At 67.7% G+C, this 23,675-nt stretch carries 24 protein-coding genes, 1 tRNA gene and 4 pseudogenes; 24 read left to right on the top strand and 5 right to left on the bottom strand.

Translation table 11 applies throughout. From position 1 onward, the window contains the following. Window positions 1-7: 7 nt before the first annotated feature. The 6 genes and pseudogenes from ROSELON_RS11975 (at window position 8) to ROSELON_RS11960 (ending at window position 4,497) form a co-directional block, all read left to right on the top strand. A complete protein-coding gene (locus ROSELON_RS11975; protein ID WP_025312617.1) occupies window positions 8-421 on the top strand; it encodes a hypothetical protein in 414 nt (137 codons plus the stop codon). Then, window positions 418-1,344, top strand: coding sequence for a sterol desaturase family protein (locus ROSELON_RS11970; RefSeq protein ID WP_025312616.1), 927 nt, complete (start codon window positions 418-420; stop codon window positions 1,342-1,344). The genes ROSELON_RS11975 and ROSELON_RS11970 overlap by 4 nt, the downstream gene beginning before the upstream one ends. A 137-nt stretch (window positions 1,345-1,481) precedes the next feature. Next, window positions 1,482-1,895, top strand: a pseudogene (locus ROSELON_RS17845) (OB-fold-containig protein); the annotation flags it as partial. A gap of 215 nt (window positions 1,896-2,110) precedes the next feature. Continuing rightward, entirely contained in the window at window positions 2,111-2,230 is a 120-nt protein-coding gene (locus ROSELON_RS18780) for a YqiJ family protein (RefSeq protein ID WP_245605455.1), read from the top strand. A 19-nt stretch (window positions 2,231-2,249) separates the two neighbouring features. Further along, entirely contained in the window at window positions 2,250-3,962 is a 1,713-nt protein-coding gene (locus ROSELON_RS11965) for a flotillin family protein (protein ID WP_025312615.1), read from the top strand. A gap of 111 nt (window positions 3,963-4,073) precedes the next feature. Next, window positions 4,074-4,497 (top strand): annotated as a pseudogene (locus ROSELON_RS11960) (cupin domain-containing protein). 132 nt (window positions 4,498-4,629) lie between these two features. Here ROSELON_RS11960 and ROSELON_RS11955 read toward each other — a convergent pair. Further along, window positions 4,630-5,728: pseudogene (locus ROSELON_RS11955) on the bottom strand (anhydro-N-acetylmuramic acid kinase). A 53-nt stretch (window positions 5,729-5,781) separates the two neighbouring features. On the opposite strand from ROSELON_RS11955, the gene tyrS reads away from it, so the two are divergent. Both tyrS and ROSELON_RS11945 read left to right on the top strand, forming a co-directional pair. Continuing rightward, window positions 5,782-7,035, top strand: coding sequence for a tyrosine--tRNA ligase (gene tyrS / locus ROSELON_RS11950; RefSeq protein ID WP_025312614.1), 1,254 nt, complete (start codon window positions 5,782-5,784; stop codon window positions 7,033-7,035). A 50-nt stretch (window positions 7,036-7,085) separates the two neighbouring features. Further along, window positions 7,086-8,081, top strand: a complete 996-nt coding sequence (locus ROSELON_RS11945; RefSeq protein WP_025312613.1) for a GNAT family N-acetyltransferase — start codon at window positions 7,086-7,088, stop codon at window positions 8,079-8,081. Here the strand turns inward: ROSELON_RS11945 and ROSELON_RS11940 are convergent. After that, the gene (locus tag ROSELON_RS11940; protein WP_051508407.1) at window positions 8,014-8,799 is read right to left on the bottom strand and encodes a GNAT family N-acetyltransferase; all 786 of its coding nucleotides are present in this window, start codon (window positions 8,797-8,799) and stop codon (window positions 8,014-8,016) included. The two genes, ROSELON_RS11945 and ROSELON_RS11940, sit on opposite strands and share 68 nt — an antisense overlap. A gap of 117 nt (window positions 8,800-8,916) precedes the next feature. Continuing rightward, the gene (locus tag ROSELON_RS11935; protein WP_025312611.1) at window positions 8,917-9,387 is read right to left on the bottom strand and encodes an outer membrane protein assembly factor BamE; all 471 of its coding nucleotides are present in this window, start codon (window positions 9,385-9,387) and stop codon (window positions 8,917-8,919) included. 174 nt (window positions 9,388-9,561) lie between these two features. Here ROSELON_RS11935 and ROSELON_RS11930 point away from each other — a divergent pair, with 174 nt between their 5' ends. From ROSELON_RS11930 to ROSELON_RS11895, 9 genes are all read left to right on the top strand, one after another. Continuing rightward, window positions 9,562-10,140: a YceD family protein gene (locus tag ROSELON_RS11930; RefSeq protein ID WP_051508406.1), complete on the top strand. Its 579-nt coding sequence runs from the start codon at window positions 9,562-9,564 to the stop codon at window positions 10,138-10,140. Between the two features lie 245 nt (window positions 10,141-10,385). Continuing rightward, window positions 10,386-10,592: a 50S ribosomal protein L32 gene (gene rpmF / locus ROSELON_RS11925; RefSeq protein ID WP_025312609.1), complete on the top strand. Its 207-nt coding sequence runs from the start codon at window positions 10,386-10,388 to the stop codon at window positions 10,590-10,592. A 23-nt stretch (window positions 10,593-10,615) separates the two neighbouring features. Next, complete coding sequence (plsX, locus tag ROSELON_RS11920) at window positions 10,616-11,722, top strand: phosphate acyltransferase PlsX (RefSeq protein ID WP_025312608.1); 1,107 nt, start codon at window positions 10,616-10,618, stop codon at window positions 11,720-11,722. Beyond that, window positions 11,719-12,693 carry a beta-ketoacyl-ACP synthase III gene (locus tag ROSELON_RS11915; RefSeq protein ID WP_025312607.1) on the top strand — a complete coding sequence of 325 codons (975 nt, stop codon included), beginning with the start codon at window positions 11,719-11,721 and terminating at the stop codon, window positions 12,691-12,693. The genes plsX and ROSELON_RS11915 overlap by 4 nt, the downstream gene beginning before the upstream one ends. A gap of 98 nt (window positions 12,694-12,791) precedes the next feature. Continuing rightward, window positions 12,792-13,094: an integration host factor subunit alpha gene (gene ihfA / locus ROSELON_RS11910; protein WP_025312606.1), complete on the top strand. Its 303-nt coding sequence runs from the start codon at window positions 12,792-12,794 to the stop codon at window positions 13,092-13,094. A gap of 88 nt (window positions 13,095-13,182) precedes the next feature. Next, window positions 13,183-13,374, top strand: coding sequence for a MerR family transcriptional regulator (locus ROSELON_RS18775; RefSeq protein WP_245605344.1), 192 nt, complete (start codon window positions 13,183-13,185; stop codon window positions 13,372-13,374). Beyond that, on the top strand, window positions 13,337-13,879 hold the full coding sequence (locus tag ROSELON_RS11905; RefSeq protein WP_025312605.1) for a MerR family transcriptional regulator: 543 nt from the start codon (window positions 13,337-13,339) through the stop codon (window positions 13,877-13,879). The genes ROSELON_RS18775 and ROSELON_RS11905 overlap by 38 nt, the downstream gene beginning before the upstream one ends. A gap of 114 nt (window positions 13,880-13,993) precedes the next feature. Beyond that, a tRNA-Pro gene (locus tag ROSELON_RS11900) sits at window positions 13,994-14,070 on the top strand. Window positions 14,071-14,148: 78 nt separating this feature from the next. Continuing rightward, on the top strand, window positions 14,149-15,228 hold the full coding sequence (locus ROSELON_RS11895) for a 2'-deoxycytidine 5'-triphosphate deaminase (protein WP_025312604.1): 1,080 nt from the start codon (window positions 14,149-14,151) through the stop codon (window positions 15,226-15,228). Window positions 15,229-15,414: 186 nt separating this feature from the next. Here the strand turns inward: ROSELON_RS11895 and ROSELON_RS11890 are convergent, their stop codons facing one another. Further along, on the bottom strand, window positions 15,415-16,221 hold the full coding sequence (locus tag ROSELON_RS11890; protein WP_245605343.1) for a heme-dependent oxidative N-demethylase family protein: 807 nt from the start codon (window positions 16,219-16,221) through the stop codon (window positions 15,415-15,417). 93 nt (window positions 16,222-16,314) lie between these two features. Here ROSELON_RS11890 and ROSELON_RS11885 point away from each other — a divergent pair. The 3 genes and pseudogenes from ROSELON_RS11885 (at window position 16,315) to ROSELON_RS11875 (ending at window position 18,924) form a co-directional block, all read left to right on the top strand. Next, window positions 16,315-17,294 (top strand): annotated as a pseudogene (locus ROSELON_RS11885) (M24 family metallopeptidase). 87 nt (window positions 17,295-17,381) lie between these two features. Continuing rightward, a complete protein-coding gene (locus ROSELON_RS11880; RefSeq protein ID WP_025312602.1) occupies window positions 17,382-18,611 on the top strand; it encodes a bifunctional alpha/beta hydrolase/OsmC family protein in 1,230 nt (409 codons plus the stop codon). Window positions 18,612-18,681: 70 nt separating this feature from the next. After that, window positions 18,682-18,924, top strand: a complete 243-nt coding sequence (locus tag ROSELON_RS11875) for a DUF6455 family protein (protein WP_025312601.1) — start codon at window positions 18,682-18,684, stop codon at window positions 18,922-18,924. A 7-nt stretch (window positions 18,925-18,931) separates the two neighbouring features. Here the strand turns inward: ROSELON_RS11875 and ROSELON_RS11870 are convergent, their stop codons facing one another. After that, window positions 18,932-19,405, bottom strand: a complete 474-nt coding sequence (locus tag ROSELON_RS11870; RefSeq protein ID WP_025312600.1) for an Lrp/AsnC family transcriptional regulator — start codon at window positions 19,403-19,405, stop codon at window positions 18,932-18,934. 139 nt (window positions 19,406-19,544) lie between these two features. Between ROSELON_RS11870 and cysG the strand changes: the two genes are divergently transcribed. Genes cysG through ROSELON_RS11850 form a run of 4 tightly spaced genes read left to right on the top strand, consistent with a single transcriptional unit; the run spans window position 19,545 to window position 23,672 of the window. Further along, on the top strand, window positions 19,545-20,939 hold the full coding sequence (cysG, locus tag ROSELON_RS11865; RefSeq protein ID WP_025312599.1) for a siroheme synthase CysG: 1,395 nt from the start codon (window positions 19,545-19,547) through the stop codon (window positions 20,937-20,939). A 24-nt stretch (window positions 20,940-20,963) separates the two neighbouring features. Then, a complete protein-coding gene (locus ROSELON_RS11860; protein ID WP_025312598.1) occupies window positions 20,964-21,239 on the top strand; it encodes a DUF2849 domain-containing protein in 276 nt (91 codons plus the stop codon). Window positions 21,240-21,259: 20 nt separating this feature from the next. Next, entirely contained in the window at window positions 21,260-22,930 is a 1,671-nt protein-coding gene (locus ROSELON_RS11855; RefSeq protein WP_025312597.1) for a nitrite/sulfite reductase, read from the top strand. After that, window positions 22,920-23,672 carry a phosphoadenylyl-sulfate reductase gene (locus ROSELON_RS11850; protein ID WP_025312596.1) on the top strand — a complete coding sequence of 251 codons (753 nt, stop codon included), beginning with the start codon at window positions 22,920-22,922 and terminating at the stop codon, window positions 23,670-23,672. Before ROSELON_RS11855 ends, ROSELON_RS11850 begins: the two co-directional genes overlap by 11 nt. Window positions 23,673-23,675: the final 3 nt, after the last annotated feature.

Here is a 23,675-nt window from a genome sequence, read left to right as displayed (position 1 = left end):
CGGGCCCATGCCCTTGGACATGTTATTGACGCTGGTGATCGGCGGCATCGCGGGGATCGCCCTGCTGCTGCATCTGTTCGGCCATTCCGCCGCGCTGCGGCTGGACGCGGATGACGCCCGCCGTCAATGGACGCGGCAATTCCCCGATATCCCGCCAAGCGACGTCCACCTGTCACAGGATCGCGCCGCGGCCCTGATCGAAACGCCGCACGGTCCGGGCCTTGTCTGGGCCATGGGCGCGGATGCCACCGCCCACCGTCTGATCGGGGCCAGCCTGACCGAAACGCGCGATGGTCTGCGCATCGACGTGCATGATTTCGCGGCCCCCGGCCTGCGCGTGCGCCTCGCGCCCGAGGCGCGGGAAACATGGGCGCGGCTGATCGTGACGCAACCCGAGCCCAAGGATGCCAGACCCGCATGACCGAGCCGTTGACCTACCCCGATGTTGTGCAATGGGCCGTGCCGATCTTCATCGCCGCCATCCTGATCGAGTTGATCTGGATCCACCTTTCGGGCCGCGGCGGCCGCTACGAGACGCGCGACGCCGTCACATCGCTGATCATGGGGGCCGGCAATGTCGCCTCCGGGATCGCACTGGGTTTCATCGCCTGGGGCTTTTTCATGGCGCTCTGGGCGATCACGCCGCTGGATCTGGGGACCTCGGTCTGGGTGGTGGCGCTGTGTTTCGTGCTGGATGACCTGCGCTATTACTGGGTGCACCGCTTCGGGCATCGCATCCGCTGGGTCTGGGCCAGCCATGTCAACCACCACTCCAGCCAGCACTACAACCTGACCACGGCGCTCAGGCAGACCTGGACCGGCACGTTCACCTTCATGATGGTGGTGCGCGCGCCCTTGATCCTGCTGGGCTTTCACCCGGCGATGGTGCTGTTTTGCGGCGGTTTGAACCTGATCTACCAGTTCTGGATCCATACCGAGGCGATCGGCCGGATGCCGCGCTGGGTCGAGGCGGTTATGAACACCCCCTCTCATCACCGCGTCCATCATGGCCGCAACCCGCGCTACCTGGATGCCAACTACGCGGGCGTCTTCATCATCTGGGACAAGATGTTCGGCACGTTCGTCCCCGAAGACGATGCCGAGAAACCCGATTACGGGCTGGTGCAGAACCTCGGGACATTCAACCCGATCCGTGTGGCGTTCCACGAATGGGTGGCGATATTCCGCGATCTGCTCCGCCCCGGCCTGACCCTGCGCCAGCGCTGGAACTACGCCGTGAAGCCCCCGGGTTGGAGCCATGACGGCTCGCGCCTGACCTCGGAGCAGATCAAGGCGCGCCACCGCACCCTGCCGCCTGACCCGCGCACCGGGCAGAGGGGCTGAACACGCCGCATTTCCCCTCGACACGGTCATGTCTTTGCCACAAGTTTTTGCCAACGTTCCCCAACGCTTGGCGCGCGAGGTCGAGATACCGTCTGGCACGCCAAGGCCCCTGCAATCCTGACCCCGGCGCGCGCCCCATGCTAGAAACCCTCCTGTCCGGGCCATACGCCCCCTTCACCTTTGCGCTGGCACTGTTGTTCGGCCTTCTCGCCCTGGAAATCGCGGCGCTGATCCTGGGCGGCACGATGATGGGCGATGGCGCGGGGGCGGGCGATCTGGATGCCGAGCTTGATCTCGACTTCGACCTCGCCGATCTGGCTGACATGCCCGAGGTGGGGATCGGCGATCTCGACCTCGATCCGGCCGAGTTCGAGTTGCCCGCCCTCGAAGACGTGGCGACCGAGGCGCCGGCAGCCACGGGCGGTGGCCCCCTCCTTCTCGGGTGGCTGGGTCTGGGGCGCATGCCAACGCTGCTGTGGCTGGCCACGCTTTGCCTGATCGTCGGCTTGGGGGGGCTGATCGTGCAGAACGCGGCCACGGCTTTGCTGGGCAGCCCCCTGCCCGCGATTGCCGCAGCCCTGCCGGTGGCGGGGGCGGCGCTGTGGGCGACGGGCCGGGTCGGAATGGCTTTCGCGCGGCTCCTGCCCCGCACCGAGACCCAAAGCGTCGCCCGGCGTCAGCTTGCCCGCCGTCGCGGCAGGGTGACCCAGGGCACGCCGCGCGCGGACGCCCCGCCGAGGTGCGCGTGCATGACCGCTACGGCAACATGCACCACCTGCGCGCCGAGCCATTCCGCGACGACGACCGGATTCCACAGGGCACCGAGGTCCTGGTGCTGCGCCACCGTGCAACCGGCACGTTCCGCCTCATTCCTCTTGGCGATTGATCCATTGAAAGGAGATTTCATGCAATTCAACAGCCTGCTGATCGCGCTGGTCGCGGTCCTTGCCTTTCTCGTGCTCTTCGGTCTGGTCCTCGGGCGGCTCTACCGCCGGGCCACCCGCGAAATCAGCCTGGTGAAAACCGGGGCCGGCGGTAAGAAGGTGATCATGGATGGCGGCACGCTGGTCGTGCCGCTGCTGCACGAGGTGTCGCCCGTCAACATGAAGACGCTGCGCCTCGAGGTGAAGCGCGACGGCGACGGCGCCCTGATCACGCAGGATCGCATGCGCGTCGATGTGGGCGTTGAATTCTACGTGTCGGTGCAGCCCACCGACGAAGGCATCGCACGCGCCGCCCAGACGCTGGGGGACCGAACCTTTTACGTGGACCAGCTGCGCGAGATGATCGAGGGCAAGCTCATCGACGGGCTGCGCGCCGTGGCGGCCCAGATGACGATGGACGGCCTGCACGAGAACCGCGCCGATTTCGTGCAGGAGGTGCAGAACACCGTCTCCGAAGACCTGCTCAAGAACGGCCTGTCGCTCGAGTCGGTCTCGCTGACCGCACTGGATCAGACACCCTTCGAGGCGCTGGACGAAAACAACGCCTTCAACGCCGTCGGCATGCGCAAACTGGCCGAGGTCATCGCGACCTCCAAGAAAGAGCGCGCCAATATCGAAGCCGAGGCCCAGGTCGCCGTGCGCCGGGCCGAAATGGAGGCCGAACGCCAGAAACTCGCCATCGAGCAGGACGAGCAACAGGCCCGCATCGCCCAGACCCAACAGATCGAAACCATGAAGGCCGCACAAGAGGCCGAGATCGCCGCCCGCATGGAGGACTCGGCCCGCGAAACCGAACGCGCCCGCATTGCCCGCGAAGAAGCCGTCCGCGCCGCCGAGATCGAACGCGAACGCAACCTGCGCGAGGCCGAGATAACCAAGGAACGCGAGCTGGAAGTGGCCGAGCAGGAACGTCAGATCATCATTCAGCAGAAATCCGAGGAAGAAAGCCGCGCCCGCGCCTCGGCCGACCGCGCACGGGCCGAGGCGACCGAGGCCACCGAGGCCGTCATCACCGCCCGCGAGATCGCCGAAGCCGAGCGGATAAAGCAGATCGCCCTGATCGAGGCCACCCGCGAGGCCGAACGCGACGCCACGCGCGTGCGCCTCACCGCCCAGGCCGAAAAGGATGCGGCCCATGACCGTGCCGATGCCCGCCGCGAGGAAGCCCAGGCCGAAGCCGATGCGATCGCCATCCGCGCCGAGGCCAAGAAGAAGGATCTTTTGGCCGAGGCTGAGGGCACGCGCGCCATCACCGATGCCGAGAATGCGCTCAGTTCCAAGATCATCGCGATGAAGGTGGACATGGCGCGTCTCGATGCCATTCCGCGCGTCATGTCCGAAATGGTCAAACCCGTCGAAAAGATCGACTCGATCAGGATCCATCAGATCGGCGGGCTTGGTGCCGGTGGCTCCAATGGCGCGGGCGGCGGCGCATCGGCGGGCGACAAGCCGGTGGTCAACCAGGCGCTCGACTCGGTCATGGGCATGGCGGTGCAAATGCCCGCGCTCAAACGACTGGGTGAGGAACTGGGCCTCAGCCTCGAGGATGGCATGGACGGGATCGTCAAGGGCGTGACCCGCGAAGCCGATACCTGGCAAGACGCCACGCCCGAGGGCGCATCGAACGGAACAAGCGCCAGCCCCGGCACCCCCACCCCAGGCCCGACATCATGAGGCCGACCCCGATCCGGGTCCGCCTGCGCAGATGCGCGCGCGGGCCCGATCGGGGGCAGCAGCCCAAACGCGCCTTGCCCCGCATGACGGCCCTGACGAACAGGAACTGCCATGACCGCTGACCAGATCATCGCAACCTTGCGCCTCACCCCCCATCCGGGAAGGGGGGCATTTTCGCCAGACCTGGATCGACACCGAGGGCCCCGGCCGCCCCGCGGGCACCTGCATCTATTTTCTGCTCCAAGGCGGCGAGGTCAGTCACTGGCACAAGGTCGACGCCACCGAGATCTGGCACTATCACGCCGGCGCGCCCCTCCTGTTGTCGCTCTCGGAAACCGCGGCCGGCCCCACCACCGACCATCTGCTCACCCCCGACCTCGCCCAGGGCCGCCCGCAGATCATCGTGCCGAAGGACCATTGGCAAATGGCCCAAAGCACGGGAGAGCATACGCTGGTCTCCTGCACGGTCTCGCCCGGCTTTCGCTTCGAGGGGTTCACCCTCGCCGCGCCCGGTTTCGACATCCCGCGCAGCTGATCCTCCATCTTTATCCCCAAAATATGCCGGGGGCTTGGGGGCAGAGCCCCCAAAGCCTGAGCCTAGGCCCGCAAGGGCCGCAGGCGAGGCAGGACCAACGCGGCGTCAGCCGCTCCTTTTGCCGGATCGCCCTCAGGGCCGCGAGCGCCGCCCACCGCCCACCGGCGCCGCCACTCCGGTCGTGCCCGGCGCGCTGGTGGGCAGGCCCCGCATCACCCGCGCCGCGAGATAGGCAAAGGCCTGCGCCTCGAGAAAATCGCCATCCAGCCCCACGGCCTCGACCGGGTCGACCGCGCAGCGCAGCGTCGCGGCCACGCCCCCCCATCACCGCCGCGTTGTGCCGCCCGCCCCCCGTCACCAGAACCCGCGCCGGACGGGCCGGCAGATGCTGCATCCCGGCCCCCACCGCCGCGACGGCAACCGCCGCCAGCGTCGCCGCGCCATCGGCGTCCGACAGCCCGTCAAGGCAGTCCACCAGCCCCGCGAAATCGTCGCGGTCCAAAGATTTCGGCGGCATGCGGGCAAAGAACCGCTCGCCCAGCACGGCGCGCACCACGTCGCGGTCGGGCCGCCCATGCAGGGCCAGCGCGCCGCCTTCGTCGCGCGCGCCCAAACCCCGCGCCGCCATGAAATCGTCGATCGGCGCATTCGCCGGCCCGGTATCGAAGGCGACGCAGGCCCCCGGCACCTCGGGGCCGTCCGTGCGGGGATCGACCCAGGTGATGTTGCCCACCCCCCCGAGGTTGAGAAAGGCCACCGGCCCCGCGGCCCCGATCCACCGCGCGCAGGCCCAGTGAAAGAACGGGGCCAGGGGTGCGCCCTGCCCGCCCAACTGCATGTCGGTGCTGCGGAAATCCCAGATCACCTGCCGCCCCGACGCCTGCGCCAGCCGCGCGCCATCGCCCGCCTGATGGGTGCGCGCGCCCTCGGGGTCATGCGCCAAGGTCTGGCCGTGAAACCCCAGCGCCTCGACCGGCTCCAGCCCGTCCAGCGCCTCCAGATGGGCGGCCTCGACCACGCGCGCGGCGGCCTTGGCCCGGTCATCGCCGGGCCAGGTGCCCAAGGCGTCGCGCAGCACCGCGCGTTCGCGCGCATCATAGGGCCGGTAGCGCGTTTCGCCGAACGCGACGATGCGCTGGCCATCGGTTTCGATCACGGCCAGATCGACGCCATCCAGCGACGTGCCCGACATCGCGCCCGCCATGCGCCACCGCTGCCCCTTTTCCTTCATGCCCGTGCCCGTTATAGCCAGCCCCCAAAGCCGCAGCATGGACGCAAAGCGCGATGACCTACCAGCCCAAATCCGATTTCCTGCGCATCATCATCGAGCGCGGGTTCCTGGCCGATTGCACCGACCTGCAGGGCCTTGACGAAAACCTGATCGAGGGTCCGGTCACCGCCTATATCGGATATGACGCCACCGCGCAGTCGCTGCATGTCGGGCATCTGTTGAACATCATGCTGCTGCGGTGGTTCCAGAAAACCGGCAATCGCCCGATCACGTTGATGGGGGGCGGCACGACCAAGGTGGGCGATCCCAGCTTTCGCGCCGATGAGCGCCCGCTGCTGACACCGACCCAGATCGACGCCAATATCGCGGGCATGAACCGCGTCTTCGCGCGCTACCTCGATTACGGCACCTCGGCGACAGGCGCGGTGATGCTGAACAATGCGGATTGGCTGGACGGGCTGAACTATCTCGATTTCCTGCGCGATATCGGGCGGCATTTCTCGGTCAATCGCATGTTGAGTTTCGAGAGTGTGAAATCGCGCCTCGACCGCGAGCAGTCGCTCAGCTTCCTCGAATTCAACTACATGATCCTGCAGGCCTATGATTTCCTCGAACTGTACCGCCGCGAGGGCTGCGTGCTGCAGATGGGCGGCTCGGACCAGTGGGGCAATATCGTCAACGGAATCGACCTGACCCGCCGCGTGCTGGATCAGGAGATCTTTGGCCTGACCACGCCGCTTCTGACCACCTCGGACGGGCGCAAGATGGGCAAGAGCCAGAGCGGCGCGACCTGGCTGTCGGCCGACATGCTCAGCGCGTACGAATTCTGGCAGTTCTGGCGCAACACCACCGATGCCGATGTGGGCCGGTTCCTGAAACTCTATACCGAGTTGCCGGTCGCCGAATGCGACCGTCTGGGCGCGCTGGAAGGGTCCGAGATCAACGAGGCCAAGATCGTCTTGGCCAACGAGGTCACGACCCTTCTGCACGGGGCCGAGGCCGCGCAGGCCGCCGAGGCGACCGCGCGCGAGGTCTTCGAGAAAGGCGGCATGGGCGAGGATCTGCCCACCCTGACCCTGTCGGCTGAGGATCTTGGCGATGGCATCTCGGTGGTGCAGCTGATTACCCGCTCGGGTCTGGCCAAGTCCGGCAAGGAGGCCAAGCGCCTGATCGCCGATAACGGTGCCCGGCTGAACGACGCGCCGCTGACCGATGCGGGGCTGATGATCTCGGCAACCGATCTTGCCCAGCCGATCAAGCTGAGCGCGGGCAAAAAGCGTCACGCGCTGGTCGAACTGGTCAGCTGACGGCGGCACGTTAACGCGATCTTCACCGTGGGCCCTGTAGTCTCGGGCGCATGTTCGACTGTCACGCTTTCGATCCTTGCGACGGGCGCGGCCCCGCCGGCCATGCCGCCGATGCCATGCCCTTGCAACAGACCGCGCTCTGGAGCGCGGCCTGTCGGTCCCTTGGCGCCGTTATCCGCGCCTTGCCTGCGCCTTATGCCGGGACGGCCCTAGTTCGCCATGTGCCCGTTCTGGGCACGATCGCCATGGTGTCGCGGCCGACCGCGGCCCTTGACGTGTCAGGCGCGGCGCGACTCAGGCATGATCTGTCGGCACGCCACCTGGTGGTTCATGCCGAAAACACCGCGCAAGCCAGCGCACTCGCGGCGGCCGGGTTCCGCCGCATTGCCGCCCCGCGCCACATGGCCGAGCTTGACCTTGGGGCCAGCCCGAAAAGCATGGCCGCGCGCCTGTCGGTCAAATGGCGCAACCGCCTGCGCCACGGCCTGCGCCAGCCCGTGATACTTCGCCGCCGCCCCTTCCCCGCCGACCCGTCCCACTGGTTGCTGCGGGCCGAGGCGAAACAGGCGCGGCGCCTGGGGTATCGGCCGCTTCCGCCCGCGATGATCGCAGCCCTGGCCACGGTGCAACCGGGCGCGGCACAGCTGTTCACCGCCTATATGGCCGGGCAACGGGTGGCCGCGATGCTGATGCTGCGCCATGGCCGGGCCGCGACCTACCAGATCGGCTGGACCACGGCCGAGGGGCGCGCGGCCTCGGCGGGTAACCTCCTGATGTGGCGCGCCATGCTGGAGTTGCAGGCGATGGGGGTGGCGCGGATCGACCTTGGCCTTGCCGATCCCGCGGGGGCAGACGGCCTGACCCGGTTCAAATGCGGCACCGGGGCCACGACGCGCCGCCTCGGCGGCAGTTGGCTTGACTCGGGCCTTCTTGCATGGCGCGCGGGCGCAGCGTACCGAACGCCCTGCCGCGCCGCACTCAGCCCGCCACCATGCGCAAGAGCCGCGCGCGCGCCGGTGGCACAGCCCGGATCTCGAGCCCCGTGAACACGTGCAAGGTGCCAAGATCGCGGTCGATCACCGCGTGGTCGCTGACCCAGCCGCCCATCATCAGATAGGTGCGCAGCAATGGCGGCATCTTGGCCTGTGCGCGTTTCAGGTCGGGCTTGCGGCGCAGACGCTTGGCAAAGTCGAACACGGCGGGCGCCTTGACGCGCGGCAACCAGCGCGAGGGGGCGATGTATCTGTCCCGCAACAGGGCAAAGGCGTCGTAATAGTCGCGCGCTTCGGTGCCGTGAAAGGACGAACACCCAAACAGCATCTCGACCCCCTGCGCGTCGACATAGGCCGTCATGGCACCCCAGGCGACGCGCAGGATGTCGGGGTCGCGGCAGGCCGGGTCGATGCAAAACCGCCCCATCTCGACCATCGGCCCGTCAAAGGCCGACAGCGCCGAAAGCTCGTAGAACTGCGCGGAATAGCTGCGTCCGATCTCGGCGCCCGAGGGCAGGTGCAGCATGCGAAAGCAGCATACCAGGCGGTCCGACCGGAGATCCTCGATCAGGACATGGGCGCAGGACGCATCGAAAGCGTCGCTGTCGCGCCCCTCGGGCCGGTCCTGCGCGCCGCCACGAAACGCCCGCCACCGCAGCCGTTGCGCCGCGTCGAGATCCGCGTCGGTTTCAGCCAGCCGCGACCGATACCGCCCTTTCACGAGGCTCAGCACGTCTTGTCCTCCTGCCCTGCCATCCGACACACGGGCCATAGCGGCCCCGCGTGACGGAGGTTTGACACGCACCCGAAGATGACGCTCCGAGCCGTCCGCCACAAGCGGCCCGGACGCCGCAGGCCGATGCATGGAGCGCGCGCACGGCGCGGGGCGTCAGAGGACCTCGCCGAGGTTGATCCGGCCGAAATTCGACAGCAGTTGCTGGAAGAAGCCGAGATTCTGCACCGTCGATTCGGTCACCCGGCGCGACAGTTGCACCACCTGGCCGTCCTCAAGGCCGAAGCGCTCGATATTCTGCACGCGGCCGCCCTGATCAAAGGAGATCGCCACGATCTCGCGTTCAACCACCTCGGGGGCGCGGTAGGTGAAGTTGCGGATCCGATAGGCGGTGTAGAACCAGGCCTCGTCGCGCATCACCCCGGCGGTCGCGGGCCGGCCCACGCGTTCGGCCACCTCGTCGCGGGTGTCGCCAAGGCTGATCTCGGCCAGATCGCCCTCGGGCGGAACATAGCCGTGATTGTCGTAGGTCGCAGCACAGGCCACGAGGCCCAGGCCAAGGATCGCGGCCAATATCAGGCGGTGCGCGGCCCGGCCAAGACGGGGAAGAAGGACGTGATTTCCCATGGTGCCTCTGCTCTCGTTCGTCCGGATCCGGTCGGGTCGCGACGGTGGTGCCGCGTCGGGCTTGCGCCCCGTGCCGACCCTTTGTATCCGCTTAACTTAAGGAGGGCCTCGGGGCAAGACGACCGGCCGTGTCGCGCCCAAGCGCCCTCGCGCCGCAACAAAAGGCCCCGTGCCATGCCGACCGATCCACCGCCCCCCTCGCCTGTGCCCCCGCTGGTCCCCGGACGCCTGTCGCGGGCGGCCCCGCACCAAATCAGCCTCCAGCCCACGGCCGAGGCGCGCGCAGAGCTGGCGCGCGCGCTGTCCATCGATGCGATCCGCAAACTGCGCTTCGAGGGTGCGTTGATCCCCGAGGGCAAGCACGACTGGCGCCTTGACGGGACGTTGGGCGCGACCGTGGTGCAGCCCTGTGTGGTGACCCTGGTGCCGGTGACCACCCGGATCGATGCACCCGTCACCCGACGTTTCCTGCACGACATGTCGCCTCCCGTCCTCGACGACAAGGGCGAGGCCGAGATGCCCGAGGATGACAGCGCCGAACCGCTGCCCGACCGGATCGACCCCTATCAGATCATGGTCGAGGCGCTGGCGCTGAACCTGCCGGACTACCCGCGCGCCGAGGGCGCGGATCTGGGCACGGCGGTGTTTTCCGAACCCGGCATCGCGCCCATGACCGATCAGGAGGCCAAGCCATTGGCCGGTCTGAAAGCGCTGCGCGACAAGCTGGCCAAAGGGTCGGACGACCCGAATTAGCACGGTGATCGCGGCGTGTGGAAAAACGCTTGCATGGCGGGGGAATCCGAGTATGTTCCCGGCCTCATTCGCCCCTGCAGGTCGCGTGGTCTTGTTGACGCGCTGCGCCACCGGATCGACGGGCCGGACCGGCCCACCGGACCCGGCATGACGATCGGGACCGGGGACGAAACGAGATAGAGATACACAGGAACACGGGGCCGGCGCCATCGGGGCGGGGCCCCTCGCAATTTCGAGGTTGAGACATGGCTGTCCCCCAGAACAAGGTCACGCGGTCCCGCCGCAACATGCGCCGCGCCCATGACGCGCTGACCGGCGCCAATCCCAACGAGTGTCCGTCCTGCGGCGAACTCAAGCGCCCGCACCATGTCTGCCCGTCCTGTGGTTCCTACAACGATCGTGAAGTCGTTGCGCAGGCCGACGAGATCGACCTCGACGACGACGCAGCGTAAGTCGATCTGAAGGCGGGCCGGGGATGAGCGACGGCACGGCTCTGACAGGCGAAACGATCCCGGGCACGGTCCTCTCGATCGACGCGATGGGCGGCGACCGTGGACCATCCGTGGTCGTGGACGGCATGGCGAATGCCAGCGCAAAGAACCCCGACCTGCGGTTCATCGTGCATGGTGACCGGCCCGAACTGGAACGTCAGATTGATCGCAAGCGTGGCCTCCTGGCCAAGTGCGAGATCCGCCACGCCGACAGCGTGGTTCGGATGGATGAAAAGCCGTCGCATGTGTTGCGCCACGGCAAATCCACCTCGATGTGGTCGACGATCGAGGCTGTCCGCTCGGGCGAGGCCCAGGTGGCGATCTCCTGCGGCAATACCGGTGCGCTGATGCTGATGTCGATGACACGGCTGCGCAAGATCGAGGGCGTCAACAGGCCCGCCATCGCCTGCCTTTGGCCATCGCGCAACCCCTCGGGGTTCAACGTGATGCTGGATGTGGGCGCCGATATCCGCGCCGATGCCGAGGACCTGCTGCAATATGCGCTGATGGGCGCAAGCTATGCCCGCAACGGCATGGATCTGGCGCGACCGCGCGTCGGCTTGCTCAATGTCGGAACCGAAGAACACAAGGGCCGGGCCGAAATCAAGGTGGCCGCGGACCTGATCGGGCGCGTGGCGCCGGCGGCGGATTTCGATTTCGTGGGCTTCGTCGAAGGCGTCGATCTGCCCTCGGACAAGGTCGATGTCATCGTCACCGACGGGTTCACCGGCAACGTGGCGCTGAAGACCGGTGAAGGCACCGCCAAGATGATCAGCGAGCGCATGCGCGAGGCGTTCAAGCACACGCCGCTCAGCCGTATCGCAGCGCTTTTGGCCTATACCTCGCTGCGCCGCCTGTCCAAAAGCATCGATCCGCGCCGCGTCAATGGCGGCGTGTTCCTGGGCCTGAACGGCACGGTCGTCAAATCCCACGGCGCGTCGGACGCCACCGGGGTGGCGGCCGCCATCAAGCTGTCGGCGCGGCTGTCGGCCTCGGACTTCACCAAGCGTCTGGCCGCGCGCATCGCCCAGGCCGAGCATGCGGCCGCCGCCGCCATGCAGACGGACGCCGACAAAGGGGCCGCCGAATGACATTGCGCGCCGTGCCGGTCGGGATCGGCCATTACCTGCCCTCTCGTGTGGTCGAGAATGCCGAGTTTGAAAAGACGATCGACACCACCGACGCCTGGATCCGCACCCGCTCGGGGATCGAGCGGCGCCATTTCGCCGCCGAGGGCGAGACCACCAGCCAGATGGCGATCGCAGCGGCCAAGGCCGCGCTGGCCCAGGCCGGCCTGACGGCGGGCGATATCGACGCGGTCGTGGTCGCCACCTCGACCCCGGACCTGACCTTTCCCTCGGTTGCGACCATGGTCCAGGCGGGCCTTGGGATGGAGGGGGGATTCGCCTTCGACGTGCAGGCGGTCTGCGCCGGGTTCGTCTATGCCCTGGCCAACGCCAACGCGCTGGTGATCTCGGGCCAGGCCAGGCGGGCGCTGGTGATCGGTGCCGAAACCTTTAGCCGGATCATGGATTGGACCGACCGCAGCACCTGCGTTCTCTTCGGTGACGGCGCCGGGGCCTTGATCCTCGAGGCGCGCGACGAGGCCGGCACCGCCGCGGACCGGGGCGTGCTGGCCACCGACCTGCATTCCGACGGGCGTTTCCGCGATCTGCTCTATGTGGATGGCGGCGTCTCGGCGACCGGCTCGACCGGCGTCTTGCGCATGGAAGGGCGCGAGGTCTTTCGTCATGCCGTTGAAAAGCTTGCCGAAACCGCCCACGCAGCCCTGGATAAGGCCGGGCTGACCGCAGAAGATGTCGATTGGATCGTGCCCCATCAGGCCAATCTGCGCATCATCACGCGCACGGCGCAAAAGATGGGCGTCGGCATGGATCGCGTCGTCGTGACCGTGCAGGATCATGGCAATACGTCGGCCGCGTCGATCCCGCTGGCGATGTCGGTCGGGGTCGCACGCGGCCAGATCAAGACCGGCGATCTGCTGGTCGCAGAGGCCATTGGCGGCGGTCTGGCGTGGGGCGCCGTGGTGCTGCGCTGGTAGCGGCCGGTGGGCGGTGAAACGCCACCCCGCAAACCCCTGCATTGACTTGAGAAATCGCATCCCCCATCCTGCAGCGGATCTAACTGGGGAAGATGTCGATGGCTGGCAAGACTCTGACGCGGATGGACCTGTCCGAGGCGGTGTTCCGCGAGGTGGGACTGTCGCGCAACGAAAGCGCGCAACTGGTCGAACGTGTGCTGGACCTGATGTCCGATGCTCTGGTGTCGGGCGAACAGGTCAAGATCTCGTCCTTTGGAACCTTCTCGGTCCGCTCGAAAACCGCGCGCGTCGGCCGCAACCCGAAAACCGGGGAAGAGGTGCCGATCAGCCCGCGCCACGTGCTGACCTTTCGGCCCTCGCACCTGATGAAAGATCGCGTGGCGGCCGGAAACCGACGCTGACGCCCGCCGCGCACAGCCAAACGCCACAGGGCGGGATCAACCCGCCCGTGACACGAGGACAGAGTGGAATCCGGGGACGGAGCAGGCCATGAGCAAATCCCCCGAAGCGTTTCGCACCATCCGCGAGGTTGCGGATTGGCTGGGTGTCGCCGCGCATGTGTTGCGGTTCTGGGAATCGAAATTCAGCCAGATCCGCCCGGTGAAACGGGCCCGGCGGTCGGCGCTACTACCGGCCCGCCGACATGGAATTGGTGGGCGGAATCAAGGTGCTGCTGCATGATCGTGGCCTGACCATTCGCGGCGTCCAGCGCATGATCCGCGAGGAAGGCACCGCCGCTGTGGCCGCGCTGTCGCCACCGCTCGACACGATGGCCTCCACCGAGGATCTCTTCGAAGGCAGCGCCGAGGAAGCCGCCTGGCGCGCCGACGAAACCCAAGAGGATCTGCCGAAGGCCGACGCCGCGGCGACACAACAGGCCGCACCCCGTCGCGCGGCCGCCGATGACCGTCAGACCCACCTGGCCCTCGATACGCCCGAGACAGACCAGCCTGTCCCCGACACCGCGCCCGAGCCGGACCGGCCGGCCCCCGACACCGCGCCCGCACCGGCCGCGTCGCCGCCCACCGACGCGATGGCCACGCCCGCCCCCGCCAGCAGCACTTGCGCCGATGGCCTTGCGCGCCTTGCCACCTTGGTCGGCGGTACGACCGAGGGCCGGCTCAGACCCGACACGATCACGGCGCTGCGGGCCTTGCTGGCGCGGATGGGCACCGACCCGGCCTGAGGGCGGATCGCAGCCGTCGCGCGCCGCCCGTGCGGTGCGGCCCGGAAAATCCGCACCCACGGCCCCGCCCCCCCTTCGCGCCCGATCTGAAACTTGCTAGAAGGCTCCCCACGTCGGGCTATGGCGCAGCCTGGTAGCGCGTCCGTCTGGGGGACGGAAGGTCGCAGGTTCAAGTCCTGCTAGCCCGACCATGGAAAAACCGCCTTGCCCTGTCGGGTTGGGCGGTTTTTTCTTGCGCGACCCCAATGCCCGGAAAAGAGAGGCCCGCTATGACCGACACCGTTTCCGGCGTTCTTCCCGATCACCGGCTGCGCGCGATGATCGACGCGGGCCAGATCACCGCCGACCGCCCCGTGACGGCGCAGCAAATCCAGCCCGCCTCGCTGGATCTGCGCCTGGGACATGTGGCCTATCGGGTGCGCGCCTCGTTCCTGGCCGGCAAGGGCAACCGACTGTCCGACCGACTGACCGAGTTCGAAATGCACCGCATGGATCTGCGCGAGGGCGCGGTTCTTGAAAAAGGCTGCGTCTATGTCGTCCCCCTGATGGAGGGGCTGGCCCTGCCCGCTGGCGTGTCGGCGGTGGCCAATGCCAAAAGCTCCACCGGCAGGGTCGATTGCCTGACCCGCGTGATCACCGATGGCGGCACCGAATTCGACCGCATCGCCCCGGGCTATGCAGGGCCGCTCTATGCCGAGATCTGTCCGCGCTCCTTCTCGGTTCTGGTCAAGCCGGGCCTCGCGCTCAACCAGATCCGCTTTCGCCTGGGCGAGGCGGTGCTCAGCGACGACGAATTGCGCGCGCGCCACGCGGACCACCCTCTGGTCACCGGCACCGAGGCCGCGGTGATCGATGACGGGCTTGGCTTTTCGGTCGATCTGCGGCCCGAAACCGGCAGCCTGGTTGGATACCGCGCCAAACCCCATGCCGGCGTGATCGACCTGACCCGGATCGCCGCCCATGACATCGCCGAGTTCTGGGAAGAGGTCCGCAGCGAAACCGGCCGCATCATCCTCGACCCCGGCGCCTTCTACATCCTTGTCAGCCAGGAGGCCGTGACCATCCCCCCCGACTGCGCCGCCGAGATGGCACCCTATCTCGCCATGGTGGGCGAGTTCCGGGTTCATTACGCAGGCTTCTTCGATCCGGGTTTCGGCCACGGCATCCCGGCCCGCGGCGTGCTCGAGGTGCGCTGCCACGAGGCGCCCTTTGTCCTCGAACACGGTCAGGTCGTCGGCCGCCTGGTCTATGAGCGCATGGCCCATGCGCCCGAGCAGCTTTACGGCGCCGATCTGGCCTCGAATTACCAGGGCCAGGGCCTGAAACTCTCCAAGCATTTCAAGGCCTGACCCGCCCCTTCATCTTGGCCGAAAAACCTCCGGGGGGCGCGCGCATCGCGCGCGGGGGGCAGAGCCCCCCTGCCCCGGCACGCCCATGTCACGCCCGCCAGCAATACCGCGCAACCGCAGCGCGTCAGCGCTGCCACCGCCGTCGCAGATCGCAGGCCGCAGGCCGAGACGCGCGGCCCTCCCGTCTCAGATTGACCGCCCCGCATAGTCGATCGGATGCGCGTCCAGCGCCGCCTGCTGCTCGGGCGTCAATCGCGCGAAGGGCAGCACATAGGTGTGAATCGAAAAGACCACAGCGCCGGTCTCAGGCAGGCGCAGCAGGCACTGCCGCTCGGATCGCAGGTAATCGGGCCGGACTGTCGGCGTCACCCGCGGATGCGCCTCGGTCGCGGGCTGAAACAGGGCCGGATCGGCATAGAGCAGCGCGTTCTGCCGCCACAGCGGCCGGCCCGGTCGGATGCCGTCGAACAGGCGCTGAACGCGCGGCGCGATGCCGGCGTCATATTGCGCCACGGGGATGTGGATCGCGGTCAGGGGGCGGCCCATCTTCTCGGCCAGCGTCCAGCTGGCCGGGAAACACAGGACGGCCCCCGTCAGAATATGCTCCTCGGCCCCGTCGGGCTTCTGCAGCAGGCACAGATCCTCCTGCACCAGCCGCGCGGCCACAACCAGCGGCCTGTCCGAGGCAAGCGCGACCGTGACGCCATCGGGCCGGGTGACGCTGTCGCCGCTGCGTGAAAACCCCTTTGGCAGATGCGCCAGCACCATCGCCAGCAACTCCGCCGCCGCCGCCTCGCAGCCCGGCACCTCGGCCCAGACGTGCGCGCGCTCTTCCGCGATCAGCCGGTCGCGCAGGGCCATCTGCCCGTCATAAGCCTCGTCCGCGATCAGCCACTCGGCCATATCCAGGGGCGCGATCCCCGGCAGTTTGCGGCCCACCGGCGTCATCCAGGGGGCGCTCGGCAAGCGTTCATGCAGGATTGGGTCACCCATTTCCGACCTTTCATGCCGCGTACTGGCGCGCCGGGCCGGCTCGGCCCTCGCAGGATTTTCCCATCACCATCTTGTGCGTGAGGGAGATGTGCCATGACTGAAGCCTATCGACTTCCCGCGCGCAAGATCGACCCGTCCAAGGGCGTCACCCCGCCCGACGGCACCCTGAACGACCAGGACCGCGTCGAGATCGGCCCTACGCCTCTGGCCTATGCCGAGTGGGCGGCCGCGGGCCTGACGCTGCCCGATCTGCCCGCCATGCGGGCCTGGCGCTTGCAGCGGCTGGTGGACCGGCTGGCCAGACGCTGTTCGACGGCGAGGAGGTCACCGAGAAGGCGCGCGCCATCAAGGGCCCCGACGAGATCCGCGCCATGCGCTGCGCCAGCCATGCCTGCGAAGCGGCCGTCGCCACGATGGAGGCCGCCTGCCAGCCCGGCCTGACCGAGGATGACATCTGGGCGGTGCTGCATGCCGAAAACATCCGCCGGGGCGGCGAGTGGATCGAGACGCGTCTTCTGTCCTCGGGGCCGCGCACAAACCCGTGGTTCCAGGAATGCGGGCCGCGCCGGGTACAGGAAAACGAGATCGTCGCCTTCGATACCGACCTGATCGGCTGTTATGGCATTTGCGTCGACATCTCGCGCACATGGTGGGTCGGCCCCGGCCGGCCCCGCCCCGACATGGTCGAGGCGATGCAGCATGCGCATGAGCATATCACGACCAAAATGGCGCTGTTGCGCCCCGGCCTGTCCTTCCACGAGTTGACATTCGGCGGCCACCAGCTCGCCCCGAAATACGACGCGCGCAAGTATTCCTGCCGCTTTCACGGTGTGGGGCTGTGCGATGAATGGCCCCTCATCGCCTATCCCGACCATTACGTCGACGGCGCCTTCGACTACGAGGTTCAGGCGGGCATGACCTTGTGCGTCGAGGCGCTGGTGGGCGAAGACGGTGGTGATTTCTGCATCAAGCTGGAAGATCAGGTCCTGATCACCGAGGGCGGATACGAGACCCTGACGCGCTATCCGTTCGATCCGGCGCTTATGGGCGAAGGCAGCGGACCGGCGGCCTGAACGACACGACCGCGTGACCTGCCGGGACGCCGGGTTGCGGCCTTGCGCGTCTGCGCACATGCTCCGCCTGCAAGGAGGAGCGCGTCGATGCCCACTGAAAAACTGACCTTTTCCGGCCATGCGGGCGACAGGCTCGCCGCGCGGCTGGACTTGCCCGAGGGGCCGCATCTGGCCACGGCGCTGTTTGCCCATTGCTTTACCTGCGGCAAGGATATCGTGGCGGCGCGGCGCATCGCGGCGCGGCTCGCGGCCGAGGGGATCGCGGTGCTGCGCTTCGATTTCACCGGGCTGGGCCATAGCGCGGGCGAGTTTCGCAACACCTCGTTCACGTCGAACGTGGGCGACCTGCACGCAGCGGCCGAGGCGCTGGCCGAGCGCGGCATGGCGCCATCGCTCTTGATCGGGCATTCGCTGGGGGGCGCGGCGGTGCTCAAGGCGGCGCGCGGCATCGCATCGAGCAAGGCCGTGGTGACCATCGGCGCGCCCTTCGACCCGGCCCATGTCACGCATAATTTCGGCGATGCGCTGGACCGGATCGCGCGCGACGGCGTGGGCGAGGTCGACCTTGGCGGGCGTCCGATCCAGATCGGGCAGGGCTTTGTCGAGGATGTCCGGGGCGAGGCGCTGGCCGGGGATATCGCCCATCTGAACCGCGCGCTGCTGGTGCTGCACGCGCCGCGCGATGCGGTCGTGGGCATCGACAACGCCACGCGCATCTTCACCGCCGCGAAACACCCCAAGAGCTTCGTCACCCTCGACGACGCGGACCACCTGATCACGCGCGGGGCGGATGCCGAATACACTGCCACCGTCATCGCAAGCTGGGTGCAGCGGTATCTCGACCTGTCGCCCCCTGCCCCGCCACCCGGCGCGCCCGAGGGGGTGACCCGCGTGTCCGAGGCAGACCCCGACGGGTTTCTGCAGGATGTGATGGCGGGGCGGCTGCACCATGCCCTCGCCGACGAGCCGCGCAGCTATGGCGGCACCGATCGGGGGTTCGACCCCCTACCCAGTTCCTGGCCGCGGGGCTGGGGGCCGTGCACCTCGATGACGATCCGCATGTATGCACGGCGCAAGGGCTGGCCGCTCGAACATGTCTCGGTGGACGTGACCCATGACCGCGTCCATGCCCAGGATGCACAGGCCGCCGACGCCCCGCTCGACCGTTTCACCCGCTCCATCACGCTGGTTGGCGCGCTCAGCCCCGAGCAGCGCCAGCGCCTGCGCGCCATTGCCGACCGCTGCCCGGTGCACCGCACCCTGGAAGGCGGCGCCAGGATCGAGACCCGCCTGCACGACAGCCCGCCGGCGCCTTGATCCGGATCAAGGCGCAAATCGCAGGACGCGCCCATGTTTCGCCGAACGCTCAGGCAAAGGGAGTGAGGCCATGGGGCTTTTCAGCCGTTTGGACGATGCCAACGAACTGGCCACGGGAATGGCCCATCGCCTGGGCATCGACCTCGAGTCGGGGTTCCAGGGCGGGCCCGTCCAGGCCGCCTACCAGTTTCGGGACATGGTGATGCGATGCTCGACCTGCCGCCACCACGCGGAATGCCGACGCCTGCAAGCCCACAGCATGATGCTCGACTTTCCCCCCCTTTTGCCGCAACCGCGAACGGTTCGAGCGTAGCTGAGACCTAAAGCTCCGACTCCAACGGCAAAAGCGGCGAGGCCTTGATCTCCTCCATGCTCAGCAGGGCGGTGACATTGTGGATTTTCACCTCTGAGATCAGGGCCTGATAGAATCGGTCATAGGCGCGGGCATTGGGCACGCGCACCTTGAGGATATAGTCGATATCGCCGGCCAGCCGATGCGCCTCCATCACCTCGGGATGGGCGCGCAGGGTTTCGAGGAACCGCGATTGCCATTCGGCCTCGTGTTCCGATGTGCGGATCAGCACGAAAAAGCACGCCTCCAGCCCCAGGGCCTCGGCATCCAGCAGGACGGTTTGCCGCCCGATCACGCCGGCCTCGCGCAGCTTGCGAATCCGGGTCCAGACCGGCGTCTTGGACGAGCCCACGACGCGCGCGATCTCTTCCAGCGACCGGCTGGCATCCTCTTGCAACGCGCCGAGGATTTTCCGGTCGAGCGCATCGATCTGAACGGGCATTCCCGCCTCCGTGCTTGGGTGGAACAACGATCCTGTCGCGTCCTCGATACGGAACATTCATCCCTTTTCGCAAGGGATATCTGCCGCTTCACAGGAAAATATTCTATCTTTTTCGCGAAACATAGGTGCGAGGTTCGCCATGCGTCATTTTCCGATCTTTCTTGACCTCGACGGGGCCCGCGTCGTGGTGTCCGGCGGCGACCAGGCGGCGCTGGCCAAGCTGCGCCTGCTGTTCAAGACGCCTGCACGGATCACGGTTTTCGCCGCCGATCCGGCCCCCGATCTGCACGCGCTGGCGCATGCAGGGCGGATCACGCTCATCGCCCGCGCGATGGAGCCAGGCGATGCGCTTTGCGCGCGTCTGTTCTATGCCGCCAATGACGACGCCGCCGAGGATGCCCGCGCAGCCGCCCTGGCCCGCGCCGATGGCGCGCTGGTCAATTGGGTCGACAACCTGAACGGATCGCAGTTCATCACGCCCGCCATGGTCGACCGCAGCCCGGTCACCGTCGCCATCGGCACCGAGGGGGCGGCCCCTGTCCTCGCGCGGCGCATCAAAGCACATCTCGAAAGCCATCTGCCGTCGAACCTGGGCGTGTTGGCGCGAGCCGGGCAGGCCTTTCGCAAGGCGGCCGAGGCCCTGCCGATGGGCCGCAAGCGGCGAGAGTTCTGGGCGGATTATTATGACAGGACTGGCCCGCGCGCCTTCGAACAGAACGGCGCGGCTGCCCTGCCCCGAACCTTGCAAAACCTGCTGGACGACCACTTGGCGGCCAAGCCATCGGCGGGCCATGTGGACCTTGTCGGCAGCGGGCCGGGCGACCCGGACCTGCTGACGCTGAAGGCGCGCAAGCTGCTGGACGAGGCCGATGTGGTGATCCACGACCGGCTGGTCTCGCCCGCGATCCTCGAGCTTGCCCGGCGCGAAGCGGTACTGATCAATGCCGGAAAGAAGGGCTTTGGCCCCGCCATGTCGCAGGAGGAGATCGGCCGCCTCATGGTCGAGCACGCTGCGCAGGGTGCCCATGTGGTGCGCCTGAAATCGGGCGATCCGGGCGTCTTTGGACGGCTTGACGAGGAGTTGGACGCCCTGAATGCCGCCGGAATCGAGTGGGCCATCTGCCCCGGCATCACCGCGGCCAGCGCCGCCGCCGCACAACTGGGCCAGAGCCTGACCAAGCGGGGCCGCAACTCGGACCTGCGGTTGCTGACCGGCCATGACGTCAAGGGCTTTGCCGAACAGGACTGGCGCGCGCTGTCGCGGCCCGGCACGGTCGCCGCGATCTACATGGGCGCGCGTGGAGCGCGGTTCCTGCAGGGCCGACTGCTGATGCATGGGGCCGGCCCGGACACGCCGGTCACGGCGGTGGAAAACGCCAGCCGCATCAAAGCCCGCGTGATCGCCTCGACCCTGGCCGACCTTCCCGCCGATCTGGAGGCCGCCGCGCCCGACGGCCCCGTCATCCTGATGCTGGGCCTTGCCCCCCGCGCTGCCGCAGCACACCTGCCCCAGCTGCAAGAGGAGCTTGCCTGATCGCCCCGCCCCTTTACGCCCAAGGTGCTGACCGCGAACGACCTGCTGCTGGGTGACGCCGTCTGGCTTGCCCCCGACGGGTCCTGGACACGGCAGATGTCGGACGCCCTGTTGATCGAGGACCCGGGCAGCGCCGACCTGCACCTGCTGGATGCCGAGGCGCGGGGCCACGAAGTCGTCGGCCCCTACCTGGCCGATGCGCACCCCGGCGCGCAGGGTCCCGAACCCAGCCATTTCCGCGAAGCGTTCCGCGGGCGTGGGCCGTCGAACCGCCCCCACGGCAAACAGGAAATTGCCTGAGCCGCGACAGGAGAGTGCAGATGTATCGCTATTCCCAGTTCGACCGCGCCTTTGTCCGGTCGCGCGCGGCCCAGTTCCGCGCGCAGGTCGCGCGCCGCCTCGACGGCAGCCTGACCGAAGACGAGTTCAAGCCCCTGCGCCTGATGAACGGGCTCTACCTGCAACTGCATGCCTACATGCTGCGTGTGGCGATCCCCTATGGCACCCTTTCGGCGGACCAGATGCGGCAATTGGCAATGATCGCCGAGCGGTGGGACAAGGGCTATGGTCATTTCACCACGCGCCAGAACATCCAGTTCAACTGGCCCAAACTGGCCGATGTGCCCGACATCCTGGACGCGCTGGCCGATGTCGAGATGCATGCCATCCAGACCAGCGGCAACACGATCCGCAACGTGACCGCCGACCCTTTCGCGGGCGCCGCCGCCGACGAGGTGGCCGATCCGCGCCCCGTGGCCGAGCTGATCCGGCAATGGTCGACCGACCACCCCGAGTTTCAGTTCCTGCCCCGCAAGTTCAAGCTGGCCGTCACCGGCAGCCCCGAAGACCGCGCGGTGACCGCCGCCCATGACATCGGCCTGCGCCTTGTGCAGCAGGGCGGAGACCTGGGCGCGCGGGTGCTGGTGGGCGGCGGGCTGGGCCGCACACCGATGATCGGCAAGGTGCTTCGCGATTTCGTGCCACTGGCTGATCTGCTGCCCTATCTCGAGGCCATCGTGGCGATCTACAACCTGCTGGGCCGGCGCGACAACAAGTACAAGGCGCGCATCAAGATCACCGTCCATGAACACGGGCTGGAGGAAATCCGCGACCTGGTCGAGGCCGAGTTTCCGGCCCGCAAGGCGCTGTTCAACGGCATCGACCAGCAGATGCTGGCCGCCATCACGGCGCAATTCGCCCCGCCCGCCTTTGACCCCGAGGCCGAGGGGAATTTCCGTGCCTGGTATCACGCCGATCCGGCCTTTCGCGCCTTCGTCGATACCAACACGGCCCCGCACCGCGCGCCCGGCTACACGATCCTGACGGTGTCTCTGAAGGCGCCGGGCGAGACGCCGGGCGACGCCACGGCTGACCAGATGCGCGTGCTCGCCGATCTGGCCGAGCGATACGGCCATGGCGAATTGCGCATCAGCCATGAACAGAACGTCATTCTGCCCCATGTGCCGCGCCGTCATCTCAGGGCGATCCACGCCGCCCTGTCCGACGCGGGGCTGGCCAGCGCCAATGTCGGGCTGGTCTCGGACATCATCGCCTGCCCCGGCATGGATTATTGCAGCCTGGCCACCGCGCGCTCGATCCCGGTGGCGCAACAGATCGCCACGCGGTTCGAGGAATTGAAACTGGAGCATGATATCGGCCCGCTCAAGATCAAGATCTCGGGCTGCATCAATGCCTGCGGGCATCACCACGTGGGCCATATCGGCATTCTCGGGCTCGATCGCGCGGGGGTCGAGAACTACCAGATCACCCTTGGCGGCGATGGCGGGCCCGATGCCGTGATCGGCGAACGCGCCGGGCCGGGCTTTGCCTATGACGAGATCGTGGATGCGGTCGAACGCTTGGTGCACGCCTATCTCGCCCATCGCGACGGGCCGAGCGAAGCCTTTCTTGATACCTATCGCCGGCTTGGCGCCGCGCCGTTCAAGGCCGCGCTCCACCCCGAGGACAAGGGACGCGCCAATGCCGCGTGACACGCTTGACTTCGCTCCGGTCGCGGCCCGGGTCAGCCGCCTGAACGAGCGATACCGGCATCACTCGGCCACATCGGTCGTGGAGCGCGCGATCGCCGATGCCGATACCGGGCGCGTGGCCCTCGTGTCGTCGTTCGGGGCCGAGTCCGTCGTCTTGTTGCACATGGTGGCGGTGATCGACCCCGCCGTGCCGGTCCTGTTCATCGATACCGAGTTGCTGTTTCCCGAAACGCTGAGCTACCAGCGCGAGGTGGCGGACCATCTGCGCCTGCGCGATTTGCGCGTCATCCGGGCCAGCCGGACGCGGATCGCCGCGATCGACGCGCAAGGCGATCTGCACCGGACCGATCCCGACGCCTGCTGCGCCTTGCGCAAGGCCGAACCGCTGGACCATGCCCTGGCTCCGTTCGACGCCTGGATCACCGGGCGCAAGCGGTTCCAGGGCGGGCAGCGCGCCACGCTCGAGTTCTTCGAGGCCGAGGGCGCGGCCCGGATCAAGGTCAACCCGCTGGCCCATTGGCAGGCCGAGGACGTGCAGGACTACATGATCAACAACCGCCTGCCCCGGCATCCGCTGGTGGCGCGCGGCTACCCCTCGATCGGCTGCGCCCCCTGCACGACCCCCGTGGACCAGAACGAGGACCCGCGCGCCGGGCGCTGGCGCGGCACCGAAAAGGACGAATGCGGCATCCATTTCGTGGATGGAAAGATCGTGCGCAGCCCGATCCAGCGCGCGTCGTGATAC

This window comes from Roseibacterium elongatum DSM 19469 (genome assembly GCF_000590925.1).
GTDB lineage: Bacteria > Pseudomonadota > Alphaproteobacteria > Rhodobacterales > Rhodobacteraceae > Roseibacterium > Roseibacterium elongatum.
This window is presented reverse-complemented; position numbering and strand designations above follow the sequence as displayed.